This is a genomic window from Lentilactobacillus kefiri (assembly GCF_009739535.1).
Lineage (GTDB): Bacteria > Bacillota > Bacilli > Lactobacillales > Lactobacillaceae > Lentilactobacillus > Lentilactobacillus kefiri.
This window is the reverse complement of record NZ_CP029971.1, coordinates 666,609-688,859: the sequence shown is the minus strand read 5'-3', so window position 1 is coordinate 688,859 and position 22,251 is coordinate 666,609. Positions and strand designations below refer to the sequence as shown.

The window sequence follows — 22,251 nt, the reverse complement described above, 5'->3', positions numbered from 1 at the left end:
ATGCGTCGCCCACGTTTAAATGCTCATGCTAACTAAGCCCACTCTTCTCCCCCAAGTTGAATGGCCACAGAAAAAGCGCTGTGTCACTTAATTGTTCAAGCCAATTAAATGATGCAGCGCTTTTAATTATGCATTTTCAGTCTGCTTTGATAAGTTTGATGCTTCAAAGACTGATTGGGTTTCGTCCCAGATTCGTTTGGCAATTTTAGATTTATTCATGGTGTAAAGATGAATTCCGTCAACACCTTGAGAGACCAAATCAATTATTTGATCAACTGCGAAGGCAATACCGGCGTCAAGCATTGCTTCTTTACTATTCTGGTAGCGATCCATGATTGCAGCGAATTTTTTAGGAATCGGAACGCCTGAAATTTGAGTAATCCGTTCGATTTGATTCTTATTCGTACAGGGCATAATGCCGGCTTCAATTGGAACGTGAATTCCAGCAATCTCGGTTTTTTCTTTGAAATCATAGAAAGCTTGGTTATCAAAGAAGAGTTGGCTGATCAAGTGATCGGCTCCGGCATCAACCTTTTCCTTTAAATGGGTGATGTCGTCGACAAAGTCGGGGGCTTCAGTATGGCAGTTGGGATAACACGCACTGGCAATGCTGAAGTCGGGACGATTTTCATGGACAAATTTAACCAGTTCATTGGCGTGATTGAAAACACCAACCGGTTCTTTGCCGGGAATCTTATCCCCGCGAAGGGCAAGAATGTTCTTCACGTTGATACTGTCCAAACGGTCCAGTAATGCCAAAACTTGCTCTTGGGTCTGATAAAGGCCTGGTACATGGGCAACTGCCGGAATATCCAGCTTATTTTGAATCAGGTTGGCAATTTCAACAGTTCCATCACAATGGGCAGTACCCCCCGCACCCAAAGTTACCGATATAAAATCCGGGTTAATTGATTGGAGACGCTTGAGGGTTGGAAGAATTGCCTCGGTTGGCGAACTTTTCTTTGGTGGAAAGACTTCCAGTGAAAAGACGGTTTTAGTTTTAAATAACTCCGTTAGGCTCATTGATTTCACTCCTAACCTTCTTAGTCGCATCGACAATATTTTTAAGGCTTTCAAACGATTCTTCCTCTGAACGGGTCTTCAAGCCACAATCAGGGTTGATCCAAACTTTATCAACCGGCAGCTTGGCGACTAATTGTTTGATCAGTCCTTCAATCTCTTGCTCTGATGGAATTCGAGGTGAGTGAATATCGTAAACGCCGGGACCAACTTCTGTCTGGAACTTGGCTGCGACTAATTGGTCGATCAGGGTAAAGTCGGCACGAGAGGCTTCAAACGAGATAACATCGGCGTCTAAAGCATCAATGGCTTTAATAATATCGCCAAATTCGCTGTAGCACATATGGGTATGAATTTGGGTACTTGCCTGAACTTTACTGTGAACAAGTCGGAATGCCGGAACTGCCCAATCCAAGTATTCAGAATACCAGTTGGATTTTCTAAGTGGCAGATTTTCTCGTAATGCAGGTTCATCGATTTGAATAATCTTGATGTCATGCTTTTCCAAATCAAGGACTTCATCTTGAAGAGCCAAGGCAATTTGAGTAACTGATTCTTTTGGTGTGACGTCTTCACGTGGGAACGACCAGTTGAAAATCGTCACTGGTCCGGTCAGCATGCCCTTCATTGGCTTATCAGTCAGGTTCTTTGCGAACACTGAAGCGGCAACGGTGATTGGCGCAGTTCGACTAATATCGCCCCAAATAATTGGTGGTTTAACACCACGAGTACCGTAAGATTGAACCCAGCCGTTTTGAGTGAAGACAAAGCCGTCGAGTTTTTCTCCGAAGTATTCAACCATGTCGTTACGTTCGTATTCACCATGAACCAGAACGTCCAAACCAATTTCTTCTTGGATTTTAACGATCCGGCGAATTTTATCTTCATTAAACTTGTCGTATTGTTCCTTGGTGATTTCACCTTTACGTAATTTGGAACGATTTTGACGAACATCTTTTGTCTGTGGGAATGAACCAATTGTGGTTGTTGGCAGGATTGGCAGATTGAATTCCTTCTTTTGGATCTTTTCCCGTTCTGCTCGTTCCGGAAGGCGGGTGTAGTCAGATTCGGTCAGGCCGGCAATTCTGTCACGAACGGCTTCATTGAATGGATGTTTGACGCTGCGGAATAAAGTGTCGTTCTTTTCCAAAGCGGCCTTGCCATCTGCTTCATCGCGGTAGATGTTATCGAGTTCCTTGATTTCATCAAGCTTTTCAATCGCAAAAGCCAAATGCTGTTTAACGTCTGAAGGAACCTTGGTTTCATCTGCTGCACTATAAGGAACGTGAAGAAGAGAAGCCGAACTGCTCAGGATAACTTGGGCTTTGGTATTCAAGCCGTTAAGTAATTTAATGGTCTTTTCATAATGGTTGCGCCAAATATTTTTACCATTTACAACACCGGCAAAGAGAACTTTGTCAGCGGGGAAGCCGTTTTGTTTAACGAGTTCCAAGTTATATTTGCCTTCAACAAAATCCAATCCAATTCCATCAAAATCAAGGCTGGTAACATCGTTATAAACATCGCGAATATCGCCAAAGTAGTTTTGTAAAAGAATTTTGGCTGATCCCTTGCTGGCTAAAATGCCTTTGTATAATTTGTCAAAGATGGTCTTTTCAGCAGAATCAACATCAAAGCTGAGAGCCGGCTCATCGATTTGAATCCAAGCAACCCCTTGTTGGTTGAGATGCTTAATAACGTCAGAGTATGCAGAAATGAGGGCATCAACAAAATCTTTAGGTGTTGGACCGTCAATAAAACGGCTTAACTTGAGAAGTGTGTATGGACCTGTGATGACGGCCTTGGCGTTGATCCCAAGCTTGAGGGCTTCGTCAACTTCGTCAAATAGTTTGCTGCCAACCAACTTAATGTCAGTGGCTTTGGAGAATTCCGGCACAATGTAGTGATAGTTGGTATTGAACCATTTTTTCATTGGGAGTGCTTTAACTGTTTCGGAACCATTTTGGTATCCACGGGCTTGGGCAAAGTATTCGTCGAGCGGTGATAAATTAAGTTCCTTGTATCGTTCCGGGATGATGTTTAAAAGATTGGCAGTATCTAAAACGCCGTCAAAGAATGAAAAATCACCTACTGGAATCAAGTCGATGCCGGCAGCTTGTTGTGCCTGCCAGTGATTCTTGCGGATGCCGTAAGCTGTTTTGAGTAACTCAACTTGGTCAATCTTGTTTTTCCAATAGTGTTCTGTAGCAAATTTTAATTCACGGTGATGGCCGATACGTGGAAATCCAATAATTGTAGTTGTCATGTGGGTAGCCTCCTAAGCTTTAGAGTGCGAGCCAAGCCGGTTAGTTCCTGAGCATTTATTTAACAATGAGTTTTGATGCGTTTCTTGCATCGTGGGCTCATTGTTGGATAAAGCGGAGGGGGCTGGTTTGGGGAGCACGTTTTGTTAGTAATAGTAAGAAACGAAAAAACAAAGCACTGAAAAATCTAGATAACATGTCTTTCGTAAGGATCATTTGAAATTCCCTCATCGAGAATCTTCTTGCTCCATTCTTTGGCTGAGAATAAAGAGTGGTCACGATAATTTCCGCAGCTGTATTTATCCACGCCCGGAACATCTTTCCATTCCACTTTATTGGCAATTTCATCAAGGGATCCCTTTAAGGCCTTGGCAACTTCGGTGGTGCTGTGTTCGCCCCAGGTAATCAAGTGAAATCCAGTCCGACAGCCAAATGGTGAACAGTCAATCACGCCATCGAGGCGATCTCTGAGCAGGCTTGCCAATAAATGTTCGATGGTATGCAACCCGGCAGTTGGAACAGCAGTTTCGTTGGGCTGAGTTAACCGCAAGTCGAAGTTGGAAACGACATCGCCTTTAGGACCGGTTTCTGTTTTAATTAAACGAACGTAAGGTGCTTTAACCTTTGTGTGATCCAATGTAAAACTTTCTACTTTTGCCATAAATAATCTATCTCCTCATCCAATATTGTTTTCATTTATTCTTAATGCCAGCATTGTTTTTTAATTTATAGAAACAAAAAAACATTCGTCCCTCGTGTCAGAATTAATCTGACCGAGGGGCGAATGTTTCGCTTTACCACCCTGAATTTGTATTGATTTCGCAACCAACACCTCTGAAAGTACCAGACTTCGATACTCGGCGATGTAACGGTCGCACCCGGGTTTCAAGCGTTAACTTGAAATCGCTATTCAGAGTTCATCTTCATTAACTTATGAACCATCCTTTTTCACCAACCGGATTCTCTAAGGGTTCATTCGCCAACTACTCTTCTCTTCAGAGCTTTAATTTACTAGCATTAAAATTTAATGATAATAATAGTCGCAGTTCTAATGTTTGTCAACCGCATATCAAAATTAAATTATTTTTCGGGCGAAAGTCCTTTGACCAAAAACTCGACTGCCTGGTCAATGACCGTATCCAAATCGAGTTTTCGATCGAATAAAACAATTTGGGCACCATAGCCCGCTCCAATTGATAAAACGTACTCCATGATTCTTGCAGTATCCCAGTCGACGAGTAGGTGTTCTTCTTTCAACTTGTCGATCACTTTTGGGATTGTATTTGTCAGCACGGATTTGACAGATTTGACTAATTCAGCCAGTAACTGGGGATCGCTTATCGCCTGCATGAACAAGATTTTGATAATTTGCTTGTTCTCGGTGGCAAATGTCAATCGGTTTCGTAGAGTTGGTTTTAAAAATTCGGCCAAGTTGTCATATTGAAAATGATTAATATCGTAGGAGAATTCCTTGGCTGCTCTTGGAATGGTTTTCGAAAATAATGGTTGAACAACTGCCTGTAAAAGCTGTTCCTTAGTATTGAAACGCTTGTAGACCGTTCCCTGACTGACACCGGCTTTTTTGGCAATGTCAGCTGTCGTTGTGGCTTCGAATCCCTTTGAGGCAAATAGTTCCAGGCAGGCTTTAAGAACCTGCTTTTGCTTTTGTGGTAAATCCTTTGTGGAATCAATGTCTTCTGAATAAAATGACTCAATTGAAGTTGATGCCATATCTTTCACCTACACTTTCCGATATTTCCGCATGCCAATCATGTTCAACACGATGAAGACAAGTAAGAATATGAGTATAGCAGAGAATTGGGGGATGATTGCCGAAAAGCTGGCCTGTTTTTGAATAACGTCGGTTAGGGCACTGGCACCATAATAAAGCGGCATGATGTGGGCAATGACCTGCAGCCATCCGGCCATGTTGGCAACTGGAATCAAACCTGAGAAGAAAATTTGTGGATGACGACGATCGGGATGAATTGCACCATCTGAAATTCCGATGCTGCAAACGTTGAAACAAATAATCCCATCGAAAGGGCAACCATCGCCAAAGCAAAACAAATCAACAGGACGATTGCAATGTTGCCTAAAATCTCAATTCCTAATACATAAATACAGAAGAGAACGATAATGGCGGTTTGAATGATCGCAACTGCACCGTAACCAGTCAGGTAGCCATAGATAATTTCACTTCGCTTAACCGGCGTTGCAAGTAAGCGATCCAACGTTCTTGAATTTCGTTCGTTTAAAAGCGAGATGCCTGATATTAGGAAAACAAAGAAGAAGACCATGAATCCCAAGAATACCGGCAGCATCGTCGTAAAGAACGAAGAGTTGCTCTTGCCGTAAAGATAATGCTGACTCAGCTTGAGACTGCTTGGCTTTTGCATATTCTTTGGGGTTGAAGGAGCTGGAATTCGACCACTGATGGTTGACGGTAGTTGCTTTTTGATCTGCTGCAACTGAGCTTGCATCTTCATCAAACCGGCTTTCGATTTTTTAGTAGCAGCTGCCAGTTGTTTGATTTGAGTTTTGATTAACGCCATCTGAACGGATTTCTTGATAATTGCCATTTTATTTTGGTCGGCATTTTGGTAGGTCACAATTAATTTGCCGTTGGTCTTTTTGATGAAGCCAGCGTAATCCTTATCACGAATTGTTTGTTTTGCCGAAGCATTTGCGGACATCTTATGAATTGTGATGTGCTTGTTATCAATTGCTTTGATCAGTGAGCTGGAGACGTTGTTTGTCCCAATGTCTGCCACCGTATTGGTGTTTGATTGAAATAGAAAATACATTAATGACAAAATAAATAGGGGAGCAATGAACATTAACGCCAGTGTCCGCTTATCACGAAACATCTCAACGAAGATTCGTTTAGTTATTGTCAGTATTCTCATTTGATTTCCCCGCTTTCAAAAAGACTTGTTCCAAATTATCAACCTGATACTTTTTCTCCAAACTATCGGGAGAGCCGTGGGTAATGATGTGGCCATCACGAATCATTAGAAGCTCGTCACATTCGGCGGCATCCTCCATCACGTGGGTTGTGATGATAATTGATTTGCCGTCCTTGGCGTACTTCCTCAATTCGTCCCAGATTTGCCGACGCAGTTCAGGATCGATTCCAACAGTCGGTTCGTCCAGAACCAGTAAGTCAGGATCTTGAATCAAACTGATTGCTAAGGACAAACGGCGCTTCATTCCACCTGAGTAATTGCTGACCCGTTTATCCAAATCCTGGTTGAGGTTAACGACTCCGGCGGTGTATTCGATCCGCTCATTTAGCTGATCTTTTTTCACACCAAACAGTTGAGCAAAGAACTTGAGATTCTCACGACCGGTCAAACTTTCATATAGTGCATCGTCCTGAGCCATAAATCCGATTCTTTGCAGGACTTGTCGGTTAGGCATTTCTTTGCCGAAAATGGTCACTTTACCGTCATCTGGCTGTTCCATCCCCATGATATTTTTAATAATGGTGGTCTTACCCGCACCGGAAGGGCCAATCAGGCCTAATATTTCGTGACCTGATGCCGTTAAATTCACATCGTGCAGGATTCGCTTTTTATTAAAGCTTTTATCAACGTGTGTCACTGTTACGACTGCATCCATCATGATTCCTCCCCTTGTGAGTGAGTACTAACTCACTTATGCCTTTAGTATACGTCATCTGAGGTGAGTGTCAACTCACAAATTGCAATTTTCCCTTGCCTCACGTATAATGACATTAAAATTTAGTCCTTTAAATAGTCCAGCGAGTCTGTCAAGGAAGCCATTAATGAATGTTGTTTTTACCGGTAATTACACCGGGAAAAATGCACTTCGACTCTGTCTGAGACGAAGTGCATTTTTCTTTGTCGACAACTCATTTCAACTTAAAAATCAATTGAGACGACACGACAACTTTAAAGGATGATCAGAGGAGATTAATTATGGAAGATAAGAGTTTTGGTCGCGTTGAATCAATCCCCAAGGAACATCGTCATCAATCATATTGGGATATGTTTGCGACTTGGGTTGGTGCTAATGCGAATAACGGAACTTGGTACGTTGGTGGGGTGATTGCAGCCTGTGGTTTCGTAACCGCATCGACCACGCTCATTATTGTTGGCGTCATTACATATTTTTTACTGGCCTTATCAGGTTACATGGGCTACAAGACCGGATTACCGGCAATGGCATTGACTCGGGCATCCTTTGGACTCAAGGGCAGTTATTTGCCTTCTGTCATTAACGTGGTGCAGTTCATCGGCTGGGCAGCCGTGAACACGTTTATTGCCGCCACCTCTATCAGTTATATTCTTCACGATGTTCTGGGTTGGCCGGTTTATGGTAAACCGGGCGGACTTAAAGGCCTGGTGTCTGGAATCGTTGTGATGAGCATTTTACATTTACTGAGTATTTCAATGGGTGAAAAATCAGTTCGGATCATTGAACGAATTGGTATTATTCTGGTCTTTATCCTGGTTATCTGGGAATCGATTGTCGTTTTCCAAAATGTTTCGTTATCAGAAATCGTTTCCTGGCACGCACCGGCTGCTCTTAAGATGACCCCGGGGCAGGCGGTTGACGTTCTGGCTGCTTTTAATCTAGCTTGGGTGACAGCTGCCAGTGACTTTACCCGCTTTTCCAAAAAGCGTTCCAGTTCAACTTGGGCACCGTTTTTTGGCGCTAACCTGGGGTTGATTTGGTTTGCCATGATTGGTATTATCTCAACAATTGCGACCGCGATTACCCTGAATCACTTTGATGCCAACAATTCAGATCCTTCGACTATTGCCAGCAAGTTGGGGCTGGGAGTTCTGGCAATGCTGGTCATTATCATTACCAGTACGACGGCCAACGCGGTTAACCTGATGTCGGCCGGATCCGCTTTGACCAACATGACCAAGCGGCTGTCATTAACATTCAGCATCGTTTCGGTCACGCTGGTTGCGGTGGTTGTCACCTTTATTCCGATTTTTTATTCCACTTTTCTCAATGTTTTTACAGCGTTTCTGGATGGAATCGGCATGTTCTTGGGACCTGAAATTGCCATTTTCTTGGTTGATTTCTATGTTGTTGCCAAACGAAAATATAACGCTGCTCATTTTGCCTCACGAACCGGGAAATATTGGTATACTGGTGGCATTAACTGGATTGCAATCGCTTCGTGGCTGATTGCGGTTCTGGCATATGGATATATTAAAACCGTGGCCGTCGTTGCAGACTCCGTTGGTGCAACCTTTATTTCGATGCTCATCGCCGCAATCATTTATTTGGCCGGCAGTTCGTTGATCTCACGCGGCCACATTCAGGAGGATTAGCTTGGCAACAATTACAAAGCAAACGTTGAGTTTGGACGATGTCGAACCGGATAATACGTATTCAAATTGTACGTTCACGGTTTCAAATGAACTGATTCGGATTAACGATGTGGTTTTTGATCACTGTCAATTTGAGCAAAGTAACTTTGACCGCAGTGACTGGGGATACGTGGAATTCAAGGGATGCGACTTATTGAACGCAACTTTTCATAAAAGCTACTTATCGAACTGTAAGTTCACCAACGTGCAACTGATGAGGGCCGACTTTTCGATGGAAACGTTAATCAAGAAGTGTCAATTTCACGACTCTAACCTTCACTATGCGAATTTTAGTGAAACCAAGATGGAAGATAGTTTCTTTGTTGACTCTAATTTGGTGGAAAGCAGTTTTCAGGCTGTGACCGTCAAAAAAGATTTGTCATTTAACAACTGTGAAATCAATCAAATTGATTTTCTGGATACCCACATGAAAGGGATCGACTTATCAAAGGCAACTTTTGATGATTTGATTGTTAATCCGGAACTGATCAAAGGGTTAAAAATTAATCCCTGGCAGGCCGGACAGATTGTCGCAATGCTGGGCGTGATTGTCGAAGATTAAGGCACCTAAAATGTTTTTTGAATCCACCAAATTTCAAACGGTTGCTGATGATATAATAATCATTCAGGGAATTTTAGATTTGAAAGGAGTGGTGCAATGATGAATAAATTACCGATTCGAATGACCTTCTTTTATCAGGCTCATCCGGTTGTTGCGGCAATTTATTTTTTGGAAGTTATTATTGCACTGCTTCTTTTTAATCATCCCGCCGTTGCGATATTTGGATTTGTTGGATTGACGGTCACGTCAATTCTTTATTTGGGATCGACAGCGGTGTGGCGCCAATTTAAAATGAGCCTGTTTTTATTTATCACGATTGTGTTGTTCAACTGCCTGTTAAATCAGCGATTTGGTCCCATATTGTGGCAATTTTCAGTTGCCGGCGCAACCTTTAAGTTAACGGCTCCGGCACTGCTATATGGTGCGGTAATGGGCCTTATGCTTGTTCAAATGCTAATGGCTTTTGGACTGCTGAACGTGATTCTGCCACCCAATAAATTAGTCTATGTATTTTCTTCAGTGACACCTCGAATCGGCTTATTGGTGGTTATCTCGGCCAATTTGGTTAAGGCGTTTGTCCGCAACTTTCATCAGCTGTCGATGCTTCAAAAAACACGCAACGTTGATTTGACCAAAGGGTCACTCTTGAGCCGCATTAAAAGTGGTGGGCATCTGCTGCAGATTTTACTGGAAGATTCGTTGGCATCAGGGATGGAAACAGCCAGACTGATGGATGCCAGGGGATTTGGAGCTGCCAAACGAACTCATTATCATACATATCGTTGGCACCCCACAGATTGGGCCTTTTTGTGTTCGGCAACCGTTCTGTTTTCAGTTATCGTCATTGCGCGATTGAATCAAATTGGTTGGTCGGGCTCGGTTGCCCAATATACAAATTTTTGGATGAATGGTGATATTTTGGGGGTTACGTTGCTGATGGGGATGCTGATTTTGCCGATGATTGCCGAAGGAGTTTATCACTTATGCACGAATTAATAAGAGTCGATCACCTGACATTTAAATACCCCGTGCAAAAATCGCCAGTTATAAGCGATATCAATCTAAAAATCAGCCAGGGCCAGTTCGTTGTCATTGCCGGTGCAACCGGGAGCGGCAAAACCACCTTGATGAATCACTTTAAGAAGGAACTGACGCCCAATGGCCACCGGCAGGGGCAGGTTTTAATTAACCAGAAGCCCATTAACGAATTATCAAAACTTGAAAGTGCCAAAACAATTGGATACGTTGGCCAGGATCCAACCGTACAGCCGATTATGTCGACGGTTATCGATGAACTGGCTTTTTCCTTGGAAAATGTGGGCGAACCCAGTGCGGAAATTGAACGACGAATTGCTGAACTGGCCAATTACTTGGGCCTTGATCAGTTGCTGCATAAAAGTATTGATGCCCTTTCGGGTGGCCAGTTGCAGTTGGTCAATCTGGCCTCAGTACTGATTCTACGGCCAAAAGTGATTCTGCTGGATGAGCCGGCTGCGCAATTGGATCCGTTATCAACGCAACACTTCTTTGAAGTTCTTAACCGGGTTCATGAAGAATTGGGAATCACAATTGTGCTGACAGAACACAACTTGGATGGGGTATTGTCCTTGGCGGACCGGTTGATTTTATTACAAAACCAAGGGATATCTTTTGATGGTCGTCCACGAAATGGACTGGAAACCATGACGGCAGATCCAAAACTAAAATATTTTGTTCCACAAGTTTCACAAGTATTTTTGAAGAAGGATCGCCACTTTCCAGATCTGCCAATCTCAGTTGCCGAAGGGCAGCGACTCATTTCAAATCAACAGTTAAAGTTTACTTATGTAGGAACGTCAACATCCGCATCAGTTGGCGAAACCAATGTCTTGGCCGCCAAAAACTTAACCTTCTCTTTTGACCGCCAATCCAATGTGATTGACCACTTGGATTTAAATTTACCATCCGGTGACTGGTTATCAATCGTTGGTAAGAATGGTTCCGGAAAATCCACATTGTTAAGCATTTTAGCTGGCTTACGGATTCCCCAACACGGCAAGGCCCGGTTCCACAAAAAGCTTGTCTGGAAGATTCCCAATGCCGGCCGAATCAAAGCCATTTCATTTCTTTCACAAACGCCTTCACTGCAGTTCGGTGAAGAAACGGTTGAAAAGGAACTGATGAGACAAGCCGAGGCACTTCAGCTGGAATTTCCGGACAAACAAGTTAAAATGATGGTTGATCGACTGCATTTATCTTCGTTGGTCGATCAAAGTCCGTTTGACATCAGTGGCGGCCAGCAGCAATTGCTGGGTGTCGCGTTGGCACTGCTGGTGGATCCGGAATTATTAATTCTGGATGAACCGACCAAGGGACTTGATCCATATACCAAACGATTCTTAGGCCAAATTTTAAAGGACGTTAACGAGTCTGGTACCACAATTTTGATGGCCAGCCATGACATGAAATTTAGTGCTGAATATTCCAAGCACTGTGCATTTATGTTTGACGGTCACTTGAATACGGTGCTTCCAACCCGCAGTTTTTTCGGCAATAACTTTTTCTTTACGACACCGATCAATCGATTATTGAGGAATCAAGTACCAATGGCAATTTTGCCGAATGATGTTAATCTGGCTTCAGAAGGGACAAGTAAGCATGTTTCATAAATCAAAGGCCGTCTTTTATAGTCGGCTGTTGTTTGTTTTCATATTGATTGGCGTATTTTTAACGTTAATGATGCTGCTTCATAACAAGCATTATTTGATGTTTAGCTTCATGGTTCTACTGTGCAGCATCCTGCCGGCGTATTGGAAATTCGAAAAGCAGCCTTTAACCACCCAAACACTGATGTTTGTTGCAATCTTGATTGCCTTGGCGGTTGCTGGACGGGTGCCCTTTGCCGCTCTTCCGAGTATCCAGGCAGCCAGCTTTGTCATTATTGTCGGTGGCGTTTCATTGGGACCTGAACTGGGATTTGTGACTGGAAGTACCACCGCCTTGGTATCCAATATGTTTATGGGCCAGGGGCCCTGGACTCCTTGGCAAATGTTTGCCTGGGGATTGATGGGGCTGTCCGCCGGTCTCATTGGGATGACCAAGCTTAAAAAGAGTTTGATCTTTATGATCATTTTTGGTGGTGTTTGGGGATTTCTGTTTGGCTGGATTATGGATCTCTGGTACGCCTTGCAGTACGTTTCGCCAATGACTCTCAAAAGTTTCATTTTGGCATTTGCCAGCAGCGCGCTGTTTGATTTGTACCATGGACTTTCAAACATTGTTTTGATTGCACTGCTTTATCGACCTTGGGAAAAGTTGTTTACAAGGCTGGATCGTAAGTATCGATTTTTACCAACAAAACAAAATAAAGGGATGGACTAATGATGAAACGAATGAATAAATTAATCACTTTATCAATGACCGGATTGTTATTGGCAGGTGTTGCCGCACCGCTTTCAACTGTGAACGCCGCCCAAATTAAGACTGCTTCAAGTGCTTATCAGTCATCAAAGGCGAAAGCAACCTATAAGTATGCCAAAAAGATGCTGGTCAAAAATCGAACTGGCTTTTCCGGCAAGACGAGTTACATATTTAGCAAGAAGGCTTATCCAGATAGTGGTGCTGCCTATGGCTATTCAGACCTTCTCCTGGGGCTGAAAGGATTTGGCTACAAGTTTACCAAGACGCAGCAGAATCGGGTTAAAAACAGCCTTATATTGAATAAGAAGAGTACGCCAGCTAATTTGGCCAACGCAATCATTGCGGTCAGAGCCGTTGGACTGAATCCGCAAAAATTACGTAAAACCGGCGCCAAAACAACTTTGAACCTGGTAAGTGCCTTATATCACCGTTCAATGACCAAGCAGACGGTTAACGTTCAAAGCCAAGCCCTGATTGCATTGTCGACTGGTTCATATAAACGTCCAAGTAATGCCAAATTTACCAAGAATGGGTTAAGCAACCTGATTGTTAAGAACCAATTGGGCAATCATGGCTGGGCATATAACAACCAAGCTGCAAGTGCGGATAGTGATACAACTGCTATGGCGGTTACCGCTCTTGCCAGAGGAAAATCAACCAGTTCCGCAGTGAAGTCGGCAATCGTAAAGGGTCAAAGCTTTTTGAAGGACGCCGTTCGTCCCAATGGTGCATTTGGATATACATTTAAGGACAAGGTTTATACCAACGCCAACTCAACCGCGGAAGCCATTATTGCTTTCTCCACGAAACAAAGTACGGTCAAGCTGGTGAATGGTTACTTCAAATCAAATCAAACCACTTCACCTATGCGGGCAATGTTAAGTTATGTCCGTTCAACGGGATCGATTAAGGGTGCCACAACGCAAACTTTGGGTGTTGGTCAGGTGAACTTGGCCAACGCAGCATATCGTCAAGCTTTGGCACACCGTTCAATTTATTCAATTAAGTAATATTAAAGGATGAGTTTATGAAAAAAGGTATCGGCATTGTCATCGGCCTTTTGTTGGTTCTGGGGTTGGCCTTTGGCTTTAGAGAAGTGATCGCCAATCAGCACCAGCGCCATGCAAGAACTGAAAAGGTTGCGAAAATGGATTCCGGCAGTCAGCCCAAAGCCGCGTCAAGTTCAGAGGCTACGAGTACGAAACAGCCAAAGGCTAAAAAGGCGACGAGCAAATCTGCCAAGAAACATCACAATTCTGCCAATAAGGGTACTTCAGCGACGAAGGCTTCTCAGTCAGCCAAGCCTGCCACTGCAAAAAGCAGCCGGGAACATGCGACTGCTTCAAAGCAAAGCCCAAGTTCTAAAAAGTCGGCTGCGTCGAAGCAAAGTCATCACTCAGTAAAGCAGCGGGTTACTCGAAAAAGAGCCTCGAAGTACACCGGGAAAGCCTATTTAAAGGTGTCCGGATACAAAAAGTTGTTTTATTCGGGTAATCTCCATATCACGAAAAAAACGACTGCGTTCACGTTGTTGGAGCAAACCAACTTAAAAGTGAAGTACACCAGCAGTCCAGCCATTTATGTCAGTTCGATCAATGGATTGAAAGAAAATGACGTCAAACCGGGCAGCGGATGGATGTATTCAGTCAACGGTAAATACGTTGATAAATCTGCCGGGGATAAGGCGATTAAGCCAGGCGACAAGGTTCACTGGTACTTTACGGTGAATGGATGGAGTCCGTCGGATCATTAAGGCTGGTTAGCGTTAGTGAAACAGTATGATTGATTCAAAAAATAAGCAGGCCCAAAACATGAAGTTTTTGGACCTGCTTATTTTTTATGGTTTATTTTACTTGATTCATTAAGGCATTTAAAAAGTCGGTTACATCACCAACATAGGCAAAATCTGAATCATCAAAGATTGGGGCATCCTTGTCAATGTTGACTGAAACGATCTTCTTGGCGTTTTTAATTCCAACAGTGTATTGAACAGCACCAGAAATTCCCAAATTAATTAGAAGATCAGCTGAAAGGCTTGCGCCACCGATACCAATTTGATCATCATGACTAAATTCGGCTTCATCGGTTAATGGACGAGAAACCCCAACCATTCCACCAAGCTTTGCTGCCAACTTCTGAGCCAGTTTAATATTTTTCTCGCTATAAGCACCACGACCAAGGGCAATCACAACTTTTGCGTCATCCAACTTAGATGAACTATTGATAATGGGGTCAGTGGCAATTATTTTACTATTTTTGTTCTTATGGAAGGTAAATTCAGCCTGAACAATTTCTGTTTGGCTGTTGTTCACTTTCTTAGCTCTAAAAGTATTCGGCCTAACTGTGACCATTTGTGGACGCTTGTCAGGGCAAACAATATCACACATGACATTATCACCGTAAGTTGGCTTTACCTGTACCAGCAGGTCATTTTCATAATAAATATCAAGACTGTCACCGGTCAAACCGGTTTGGAGTTTTGCTTGAAGGCGAGGGGCAATTGATCGTCCCAAAATTGTTGCAGGGAAGAGCAAACTATTTGGTCGATTTTGGTCAGTTACTTGAAATAAGGCATCGGCAAGTTCTTCATCGGTTGCTTCATCAAATTGGTCGTCTACTAATGATTCAATCCGATCAGGGCCATATTCTTTAATGATTGTTTCTGCTTGAGTTTTAGAAGTCTCTGGTACGACGGCTACGACTTTACGGCCATCTGCAATTTGTTTGGCTTTGGTAATCAGCTGCAAGCTGGTTGGCTCAATTTTTGAACCGGTTATTTCGACATATACCCAAATTTCGTTGTTATCCATAAGTTTGCTCCTCTCAGTCCAATTTGCTAAGCAGTTCGGAAACTGCTTCAGTTGGATCCACTGGCAAGACGGTCGTTTGTTTTAATTCTTTGGTTGGTTCATAAACCTTGGTGACTTTTGTAGGGGACCCAGATTGACCAATTTTTGAGAAATCGATATTTAGATCGTTTTCAGTCCAAGTGGTAATCTGCTTTTCAAAGCTTTCTTTAATATTCAACGGTGTTTCGTAACGTGGGGTATTTAATTCTTTTCTAACCGTAACCACTGCCGGCAGGGTTACCTGGACGTCTTGGACGGCAGAATCAAGCTGACGTTTAGCCACAATGGTATTTTCCGATTCCAGACTGACTGTTTCGGCAAAAGTTACCTGGGGGAAATTCAATAGCTCGGCCACAATCGGACCTACCTGACCGGTATCAGCATCGACGGATTGACGTCCAAACAACACCAAGTCAACATCACCGATAGCTTCAATCGCTTTTGCAAGGGTATAGCCGGTTGCCAGTGTGTCAGCACCACCAAATGCTCGAGAGCTTACCAGAACGGCACTATCGGCACCCATCGCCATTCCATCTCGAAGGGAAGTAGTATAACTATCAGGGCCCATACTTAAGAGGATGACTTCACCACCAGCTTGATCACGAAGCTGAAGGGCGGCCTCAATTGCATTCTTATCAAATGGATTGATAATTCCCTGAATTCCTGAACGAACTAGGTTGTTTGTTTTCGGGTCAATTTTAACGGAATCTGTTTCTGGTACTTGTTTAACTCCAACAACAATTTTCATGAGTTATGCTCCTTTACTTCGCAATCTCAGCGTTAGTGATTTCAAAATTCATTTTTTCAATTGTCCCTTCGGCTAGTTCCATGGCTCTGGCATCTCGAATCAGGTGTTCAACCGGATATTCATGGCTGTAACCATAACCGCCAAGAATTTGAAGTGCTTTGTCACTCGCAGCAACTGCTGATCGACTGCCATAGGATTTGGCCATTGCGGCAACTTCAGCATACGGGCGACCGGTAATTTTATTTTGGGCACCTTTTTGATAAAGTGCTTGGGTGTTTTGCTTGGCAATTGCAATGTCAGCAATTTTTTCTTGAGTGACCTGTAATTGATACAGCGGTGTATCCAATGCTTTTCGCTCTTTGGAATAGCTGACTGCGGTTTGCAATGCATGATCAGTGATTCCAGTTAGTACCGCACCCATCAAAACTCGTGCATCGGCATGGGCATTGTCACCAATTTCCAAGCCTTCACCAATGGTTCCTAATAAATGACTTTCGGGAACGACCACATGGTTGAGAACAATTTCGCCAACTGGTACACCTTTCAGCCCAATGAAATCCTCTCGTTTGCCAAATTTAAAACCAGGCATATCTTTATCGACTACAAAGACAGCCATTTGGTCATCCTGGGTTTTGGATAAGACACAGTAAACTTCTGCAAGCCCACCGTTTGTGATCATAATTTTGTCACCTGTAATAACCCAGTTGTGGCCCTGCTTGATAGCTCGGGTGGCGATTCCTTTCGGGTTGGACCCGCCTGATGGTTCAGTCATAGAGAAGGCAAAAATTCGTTTGACAGCACTTGGAAGATACTTCTCATTCAATTCCTTATTTCCATATTTAATAAATTGTTCAATGGTTTTGAAATGGCCTTCAAGGGTAACGGCCATGCTAGCGTTGCCGACAGCAATTTTTTCAAGTGCTTCAGCTGCAGCAACGTAGTCAAAACCGGCACCACCGTATTCCCTTGGGAGAGTGATTCCCAGTAGACCAGTGTCGATGACTTTTTGTAATAAGCCGTCAGGATAATCGCCGTTGGCATCGATGGTCATATCTAGTGGGGCCAACTCGTTTGTGGTGAATTCCTTGATCATTTGAATAAGCATTTGGTTTTGATCGTTAGTTATCGACATATTAAGTCCTCCTGTGCATACTTTCACAATACTTTATATTCCAAAATTATATATTCATATATTCCAAAAGTCAATATAAATGTTTATATATTTTGAGTATAATTTGGTGTTAACTAATATAATATGGTAATATTAGTTTATAAATTAATGTGGAACTGGTTGGGAGGCATGGTATAAGTGAATATTCAAAAATTCGTTGAACGCAGGAAAAAGCTTGGATATTCCCAAAGCGAGCTTGCTAAAGGCATTTGCACACAAGCTACTATTAGTAAGTTTGAAAACAATGGGAAAATGATTTCAACCAAGATTTTAACTCAGTTGTGTCAGCGGTTGGGGTTATCATTGAGTGACATTTTTCCCAGTGAGTCTGATAAGGACTCTGCGGTGCGGGATGATTTGCGCAGGGCTGAATTTGATCTGATTATTACCGAATATGATGAAGCATTGAGTATTTTAAAATCCCTTAATGTTAAGGAGATTTCGGATAAACAAATTCAGATGGAATATTTGTTTATTCGCGGATATGCGTTGGCACTTAGCCAGCAGGATACGGATGAAGCGGTTTTTTGTTTCGATCAGATTTTAAATGGCTATGATGAGGAACATGCGACTGTCTATTCCCCGTTGGCATATGTCGGTATGGGAATTTCATATCAACAGGCCGGCAATTTTGATAAGGCTGAATTTTATTTTTCAAAAATGCCTCAACGATTGAAGACGATGTCTAATAATGATGTTGATTCTGTTTGGAAATCTCTGACCATGTTGTTTTATACCGGAAGCTTTTATTCCGCCACAAATGATGTTGAAACCAGCAATATGCTGCTGCAGTCACTTGTTAATCTAAGTTCAGCCAGGCATGTGACTTTCTACGTTGCCAGGGCGAAGTTTGAGATGGCAGTTAATGAGCGTGATACCCATGGTAAAACTTCGGATTTTAATGAATTACTGAATGATGCCATGGCATTTGCACGATTTAATAACAATAAACACTTGATCATGCAAATTAATACCTATTTAAAAAGTATCTAAAAAGCATCAGAATCATTTCACGCCATTTGGGGTGGAATAATCCTGATGCTTTATTTTGTTAAATAATTTTTTCTAAGTTGTTGGATATCCTTATTTGATAATCTCATCTGCGTATGGAGATAATGCTTCATTGATCCGGAATGGTGATAAATAGCAGCGTAGGCTGCATTTAAGTAAGCTGTTTTGGCTGTCCGGGATCGTTTTAAATTGGTCAGTACTTTTCGATTATGCGTGTGGCGCTTCATCAGTCGGTACTCATGCCGGGTAGTTGACTTCAGATAATGATTGGATGCCAGGTAGTTTCTCATAATGGTGGTCTTTGGAACACCAAGACTCGACAAAATCAACATTGTTGCAATGCCGGTTCGGTCTTTACCATAGGTACAGTGGTATAAGATCGCACCGGATTTTTGTTTAAGCAGATAGTGGAACATTGACCTATAGGCCTTGATACTGTGGGGCTGGACAACCATTTTTTCGTAAAACAATTCCATGTTATTCGGTTGTTTGGCTGCGAGCTGTTGGATATATTGCGCAGTTGTGTGGACTCCAAATTTGGGATCAGCCATAACACTTAAACGGTGATATCGAGTTCCGTGCAGTTTGGCGTCAGGGGCTTGCTTAATTTCGCTCTTGGATCGGAAGTCCAAAATGACTTTAACATTGGCTCGTTTTGACAGTTTCCATTTGTCATGGCCACTGAGGTGAGTGAGGGCCGATGAGCGAATTAAACGATTGCTTTTGATGTGTTGGCCATTTTTAGCTCGAATGCCTCCGAGGTCGCGTACGTTTGGAACTTTCGTTAATTTAATTTGGTTTCCAATCGGCGACGTTTTTTTAGCGGCTACAGTCGGGAGAAAGCAAATTGTTGCTAATAAGGTTACTGAAATTGTTTTAATAAGTTTGCGTTTCATGATGTCCTCCCGATAGTTCATTATATGTCTATTCTGGCATGTATACATAGATTTATAGAACGATTAGCTCCGTTCTATTCGAAACTTCGACTTTGCAAATTATATTCCATGGAATATAATCGTCCTAATACCTATTTTAGTAACACACAAATATATATTCCGAGGAATGCAAAATGAAAAGAAAAACAGTGATCGAAATAATCAAAGACGAACTTGATTTGTTTAATACCTATAATAATGATCAGGAAATACTTGGATTTATCAAAGAAAGCGATCAGTTGGATTCGAGACTGACTTCAGGATTAACAACCAGTGATCTCAAAGTTTTAAGTACAGCCGACCAATTGGGAGAAACTAAAATCTCCGATATTGTCGACCAAGTGCCGTTAACCCAGGGAGCCGTTTCAAAAATTATCAGCAAGCTTGTCAGAAGGGGCATTGTGGCCAAATTTCATCAGCTGGGCAATCATAAAGATAGTTTTGTCAAACTAACCGAATCAGGCACCGGGATTAATAACATCTATCGTCATTATCATAAGCAGGAAGAGGCTGAATTTAAGAAAATATCCGAGAGCTTTTCAAAGGACGATTTGGAGAAGATTACCAAATTTCTAAAACAGGTTAACGAAATACGAAAAAAAACAAGTAAAAAGCAGTAACCGTTTTCTTTCTTATGGGAGCGAAAGTCTGAGTCTATCGCGTTTAAAAACAAAGTTAGGTTTCCCTAATTTTAGATTTACAAAGTGCAAAATTATGCTAATATTAATTTGTACAAAACATAAGGAGGTACTTTGATGCCAAAGGAAAAACAACCAAAGAAGCAGCATTTGATTCACTATGCAAATGGTCCTTCGTTGGAAGAAATTAACGGAACTATTGAAGTTCCGAAGGGTCGCGGATTCTGGAAAACTTTATTTATGTATTCAGGACCTGGTGCATTAGTTGCCGTTGGATACATGGATCCCGGTAACTGGTCAACTTCAATTACAGGTGGTCAAAATTTTGAATACCTGTTAATGTCTGTTATCTTACTATCGAGTTTAATTGCCATGTTACTGCAATATATGGCGGCTAAACTGGGTATTGTGTCTCAGATGGATTTGGCTCAGGCCATTCGTGCCAGAACCAGTAAAACACTTGGAATTGTATTATGGATTTTGACTGAGTTAGCTATTATGGCTACTGATATCGCGGAAGTTATTGGTGCTGCGATTGCCCTTTATCTTCTGTTCCATATTCCACTAGTGTATGCCGTATTTATTACCGTATTTGATGTTTTACTTTTGCTATTATTAACCAAAGTTGGTTTCAGAAAGATCGAAGCAATCGTTGTTTGTTTGATCTTAGTTATCCTGTTTGTCTTCATCTACGAAGTTGCTTTGTCAGAACCAGATTTCGGTGCAATGGTTAAGGGATTAATCCCAACTGGTCAAACATTCTCAAGTGCTGACCACGTTAACGGTGACACACCATTAACCGGTGCCTTAGGTATCATTGGTGCTACTGTTATGCCCCATAACCTGTATCTGCATTCAGCTATTTCTCAAACACGTAAAGTTGATCATAACGATCAAGACGATGTTGCACGTACCGTACGTTTCTCAACTTGGGATTCAAACATCCAGTTGTCATTCGCATGGGTTATCAACTCACTCTTGTTAGTTATGGGTGTTGCTGTGTTCAAGACTGGTGCTGTTAAGGATCCTTCATTCTTCGGATTGTTCGATGCCTTATCAAACACTTCTATGTTAAGTAACGGTATCTTAATCGCCGTTGCCAAGTCTGGAATTCTTTCAATCCTGTTTGCCGTTGCCCTGTTGGCTTCAGGTCAAAATTCAACCATTACCGGTACTTTAACTGGTCAGGTTATCATGGAAGGTTTCATTCACATGAAGATGCCACTATGGCTTCGTCGTTTAGTTACCCGTTTGATTTCTGTTATTCCTGTTTTGATTTGTGTTGCCATGACTAGTAACGAAACTCCAATCAAGCAACATGAGGCGTTAAACACGTTAATGAACAACTCACAGGTATTCTTGGCGTTCGCTCTGCCATTCTCAATGCTTCCATTATTGATGATGACTGATAATGCCAAAGAAATGGGTGAACGTTTCAAGAACACACTTTGGGTTAAGGTTCTTGGCTGGGTATCAGTATTGGCCTTGACATTCCTTAACATGAAGGGTCTTCCTGATAACATTACCAGTTTCTTCGGTGCTGCTCCTTCCGCAAGTCAAGTTTCACTTGCCCACACAATTGCTTATGTAATTATTGTTGCGATTGTATTATTACTTCTTTGGACAGTTTACGATCTGTACTCAAGCAGAAACAAGATGCCTCAACGTTTCGAAACAACTGCTGAGCATTATGATGAAAGTAAAAAGGATAAAGAGTAATATATAACTAGAAGGAGGGTCAGATTAGATGCAAAATGATAATACTCCACACACAAAATTTAAGAGAATTTTAGTTGGTGTTGATGATTCACCTGATGCTCAATTAGCATTTCGGTATGCAATTTCTGAAGCTCGTCTTTCAGGCGCTTCATTAGTAATTGCTTCTGTTCTTGAATCTGATAATGTCAACGTCTTCCAAGCACTTAACAAAGACTTTGTTCATGGTGAGCGTAAAGATTTGGCAGAACATCTTAACCAATATCGTGAATTAGCACTTCGAGCAGGTGTCAAGACCGTTGATACTGTTGTCGAAGAAGGAGATCCTGGTGAGGTAATTGTTAAGACAATTATCCCAGCTGTCCATGCTGACTTACTGATCGTTGGATCATTATCTAAGACTGGTGTTCGTAAGTACTTCGGTTCACAAGCTGCATATATGGCTAAGTACTCACCAATCTCAGTAATGGTTGTACGTTAATACTGAGCTTTACGGAAACATTGCTTAAAATTTAAGTGTATTATTAACAGGATCGGAAATTTTATTTCCGGTCCTGTTTTAGCAAGAAATTATTGAAGGG

Annotated in this window: 20 protein-coding genes and 1 pseudogene; 11 read left to right on the top strand and 10 right to left on the bottom strand. The window is 42.2% G+C overall.

What is annotated here, in order from left to right; translation table 11 throughout:
- Positions 1-126: 126 nt before the first annotated feature.
- The 6 genes and pseudogenes from metF to DNL43_RS03530 form a co-directional block, all read right to left on the bottom strand.
- Positions 127-1,023, bottom strand: a complete 897-nt coding sequence (gene metF / locus DNL43_RS03555) for a methylenetetrahydrofolate reductase [NAD(P)H] (RefSeq protein WP_054769216.1) — start codon at positions 1,021-1,023, stop codon at positions 127-129.
- Positions 1,001-3,286 carry a 5-methyltetrahydropteroyltriglutamate--homocysteine S-methyltransferase gene (metE, locus tag DNL43_RS03550; protein WP_056981821.1) on the bottom strand — a complete coding sequence of 762 codons (2,286 nt, stop codon included), beginning with the start codon at positions 3,284-3,286 and terminating at the stop codon, positions 1,001-1,003. Before metE ends, metF begins: the two co-directional genes overlap by 23 nt.
- Before the next feature lie 185 nt (positions 3,287-3,471).
- A complete protein-coding gene (locus DNL43_RS03545; protein ID WP_056981823.1) occupies positions 3,472-3,945 on the bottom strand; it encodes an S-ribosylhomocysteine lyase in 474 nt (157 codons plus the stop codon).
- A gap of 419 nt (positions 3,946-4,364) precedes the next feature.
- On the bottom strand, positions 4,365-5,015 hold the full coding sequence (locus tag DNL43_RS03540; protein WP_056981825.1) for a TetR/AcrR family transcriptional regulator: 651 nt from the start codon (positions 5,013-5,015) through the stop codon (positions 4,365-4,367).
- Between the two features lie 9 nt (positions 5,016-5,024).
- Positions 5,025-6,193: pseudogene (locus DNL43_RS03535) on the bottom strand (ABC transporter permease).
- Positions 6,171-6,908: an ABC transporter ATP-binding protein gene (locus DNL43_RS03530; protein WP_054769215.1), complete on the bottom strand. Its 738-nt coding sequence runs from the start codon at positions 6,906-6,908 to the stop codon at positions 6,171-6,173. Before DNL43_RS03530 ends, DNL43_RS03535 begins: the two are co-directional and overlap by 23 nt.
- Before the next feature lie 320 nt (positions 6,909-7,228).
- On the opposite strand from DNL43_RS03530, the gene DNL43_RS03525 reads away from it, so the two are divergent.
- The 7 genes from DNL43_RS03525 to DNL43_RS03495 all read left to right on the top strand — a co-directional run bounded on the left by DNL43_RS03525 (position 7,229) and on the right by DNL43_RS03495 (position 14,355).
- Positions 7,229-8,602, top strand: coding sequence for a cytosine permease (locus tag DNL43_RS03525; protein ID WP_056981827.1), 1,374 nt, complete (start codon positions 7,229-7,231; stop codon positions 8,600-8,602).
- A 1-nt stretch (position 8,603) separates the two neighbouring features.
- Entirely contained in the window at positions 8,604-9,203 is a 600-nt protein-coding gene (locus DNL43_RS03520) for a pentapeptide repeat-containing protein (protein WP_054769214.1), read from the top strand.
- A 96-nt stretch (positions 9,204-9,299) separates the two neighbouring features.
- Complete coding sequence (locus DNL43_RS03515; RefSeq protein ID WP_225364663.1) at positions 9,300-10,199, top strand: energy-coupling factor transporter transmembrane component T; 900 nt, start codon at positions 9,300-9,302, stop codon at positions 10,197-10,199.
- Positions 10,187-11,851 (top strand): ABC transporter ATP-binding protein, encoded by a 1,665-nt coding sequence (locus tag DNL43_RS03510; RefSeq protein ID WP_054769213.1) that lies wholly within the window; start codon positions 10,187-10,189, stop codon positions 11,849-11,851. The genes DNL43_RS03515 and DNL43_RS03510 overlap by 13 nt, the downstream gene beginning before the upstream one ends.
- Positions 11,841-12,563 carry an ECF transporter S component gene (locus tag DNL43_RS03505; RefSeq protein ID WP_056981830.1) on the top strand — a complete coding sequence of 241 codons (723 nt, stop codon included), beginning with the start codon at positions 11,841-11,843 and terminating at the stop codon, positions 12,561-12,563. The genes DNL43_RS03510 and DNL43_RS03505 overlap by 11 nt, the downstream gene beginning before the upstream one ends.
- Positions 12,564-12,565: 2 nt before the next feature.
- Positions 12,566-13,612, top strand: coding sequence for a prenyltransferase/squalene oxidase repeat-containing protein (locus DNL43_RS03500; protein ID WP_054769212.1), 1,047 nt, complete (start codon positions 12,566-12,568; stop codon positions 13,610-13,612).
- 17 nt (positions 13,613-13,629) lie between these two features.
- Complete coding sequence (locus DNL43_RS03495; protein WP_056981831.1) at positions 13,630-14,355, top strand: DUF4430 domain-containing protein; 726 nt, start codon at positions 13,630-13,632, stop codon at positions 14,353-14,355.
- Between the two features lie 91 nt (positions 14,356-14,446).
- Here DNL43_RS03495 and DNL43_RS03490 read toward each other — a convergent pair whose 3' ends face one another.
- Genes DNL43_RS03490 through DNL43_RS03480 form a run of 3 tightly spaced genes read right to left on the bottom strand, consistent with a single transcriptional unit; the run spans position 14,447 to position 17,331 of the window.
- The gene (locus DNL43_RS03490; protein ID WP_054769211.1) at positions 14,447-15,412 is read right to left on the bottom strand and encodes an electron transfer flavoprotein subunit alpha/FixB family protein; all 966 of its coding nucleotides are present in this window, start codon (positions 15,410-15,412) and stop codon (positions 14,447-14,449) included.
- 13 nt (positions 15,413-15,425) lie between these two features.
- Entirely contained in the window at positions 15,426-16,199 is a 774-nt protein-coding gene (locus DNL43_RS03485) for an electron transfer flavoprotein subunit beta/FixA family protein (RefSeq protein ID WP_054769210.1), read from the bottom strand.
- 13 nt (positions 16,200-16,212) lie between these two features.
- On the bottom strand, positions 16,213-17,331 hold the full coding sequence (locus DNL43_RS03480; protein WP_056981833.1) for an acyl-CoA dehydrogenase family protein: 1,119 nt from the start codon (positions 17,329-17,331) through the stop codon (positions 16,213-16,215).
- 177 nt (positions 17,332-17,508) lie between these two features.
- Here DNL43_RS03480 and DNL43_RS03475 point away from each other — a divergent pair, with 177 nt between their 5' ends.
- Positions 17,509-18,363, top strand: a complete 855-nt coding sequence (locus DNL43_RS03475; RefSeq protein WP_056981835.1) for a helix-turn-helix domain-containing protein — start codon at positions 17,509-17,511, stop codon at positions 18,361-18,363.
- 50 nt (positions 18,364-18,413) lie between these two features.
- On the opposite strand, the gene DNL43_RS03470 is transcribed toward DNL43_RS03475, so the two are convergent.
- Complete coding sequence (locus tag DNL43_RS03470; RefSeq protein ID WP_095344838.1) at positions 18,414-19,277, bottom strand: tyrosine-protein phosphatase; 864 nt, start codon at positions 19,275-19,277, stop codon at positions 18,414-18,416.
- Between the two features lie 173 nt (positions 19,278-19,450).
- Here DNL43_RS03470 and DNL43_RS03465 point away from each other — a divergent pair, with 173 nt between their 5' ends.
- From DNL43_RS03465 to DNL43_RS03455, 3 genes are all read left to right on the top strand, one after another.
- A complete protein-coding gene (locus DNL43_RS03465) occupies positions 19,451-19,936 on the top strand; it encodes a MarR family winged helix-turn-helix transcriptional regulator (protein WP_095344837.1) in 486 nt (161 codons plus the stop codon).
- Between the two features lie 135 nt (positions 19,937-20,071).
- On the top strand, positions 20,072-21,673 hold the full coding sequence (locus DNL43_RS03460) for an Nramp family divalent metal transporter (protein ID WP_056981840.1): 1,602 nt from the start codon (positions 20,072-20,074) through the stop codon (positions 21,671-21,673).
- Positions 21,674-21,701: 28 nt separating this feature from the next.
- Positions 21,702-22,151, top strand: a complete 450-nt coding sequence (locus tag DNL43_RS03455) for a universal stress protein (RefSeq protein ID WP_054769208.1) — start codon at positions 21,702-21,704, stop codon at positions 22,149-22,151.
- The last annotated feature ends 100 nt before the right edge of the window (positions 22,152-22,251 follow it).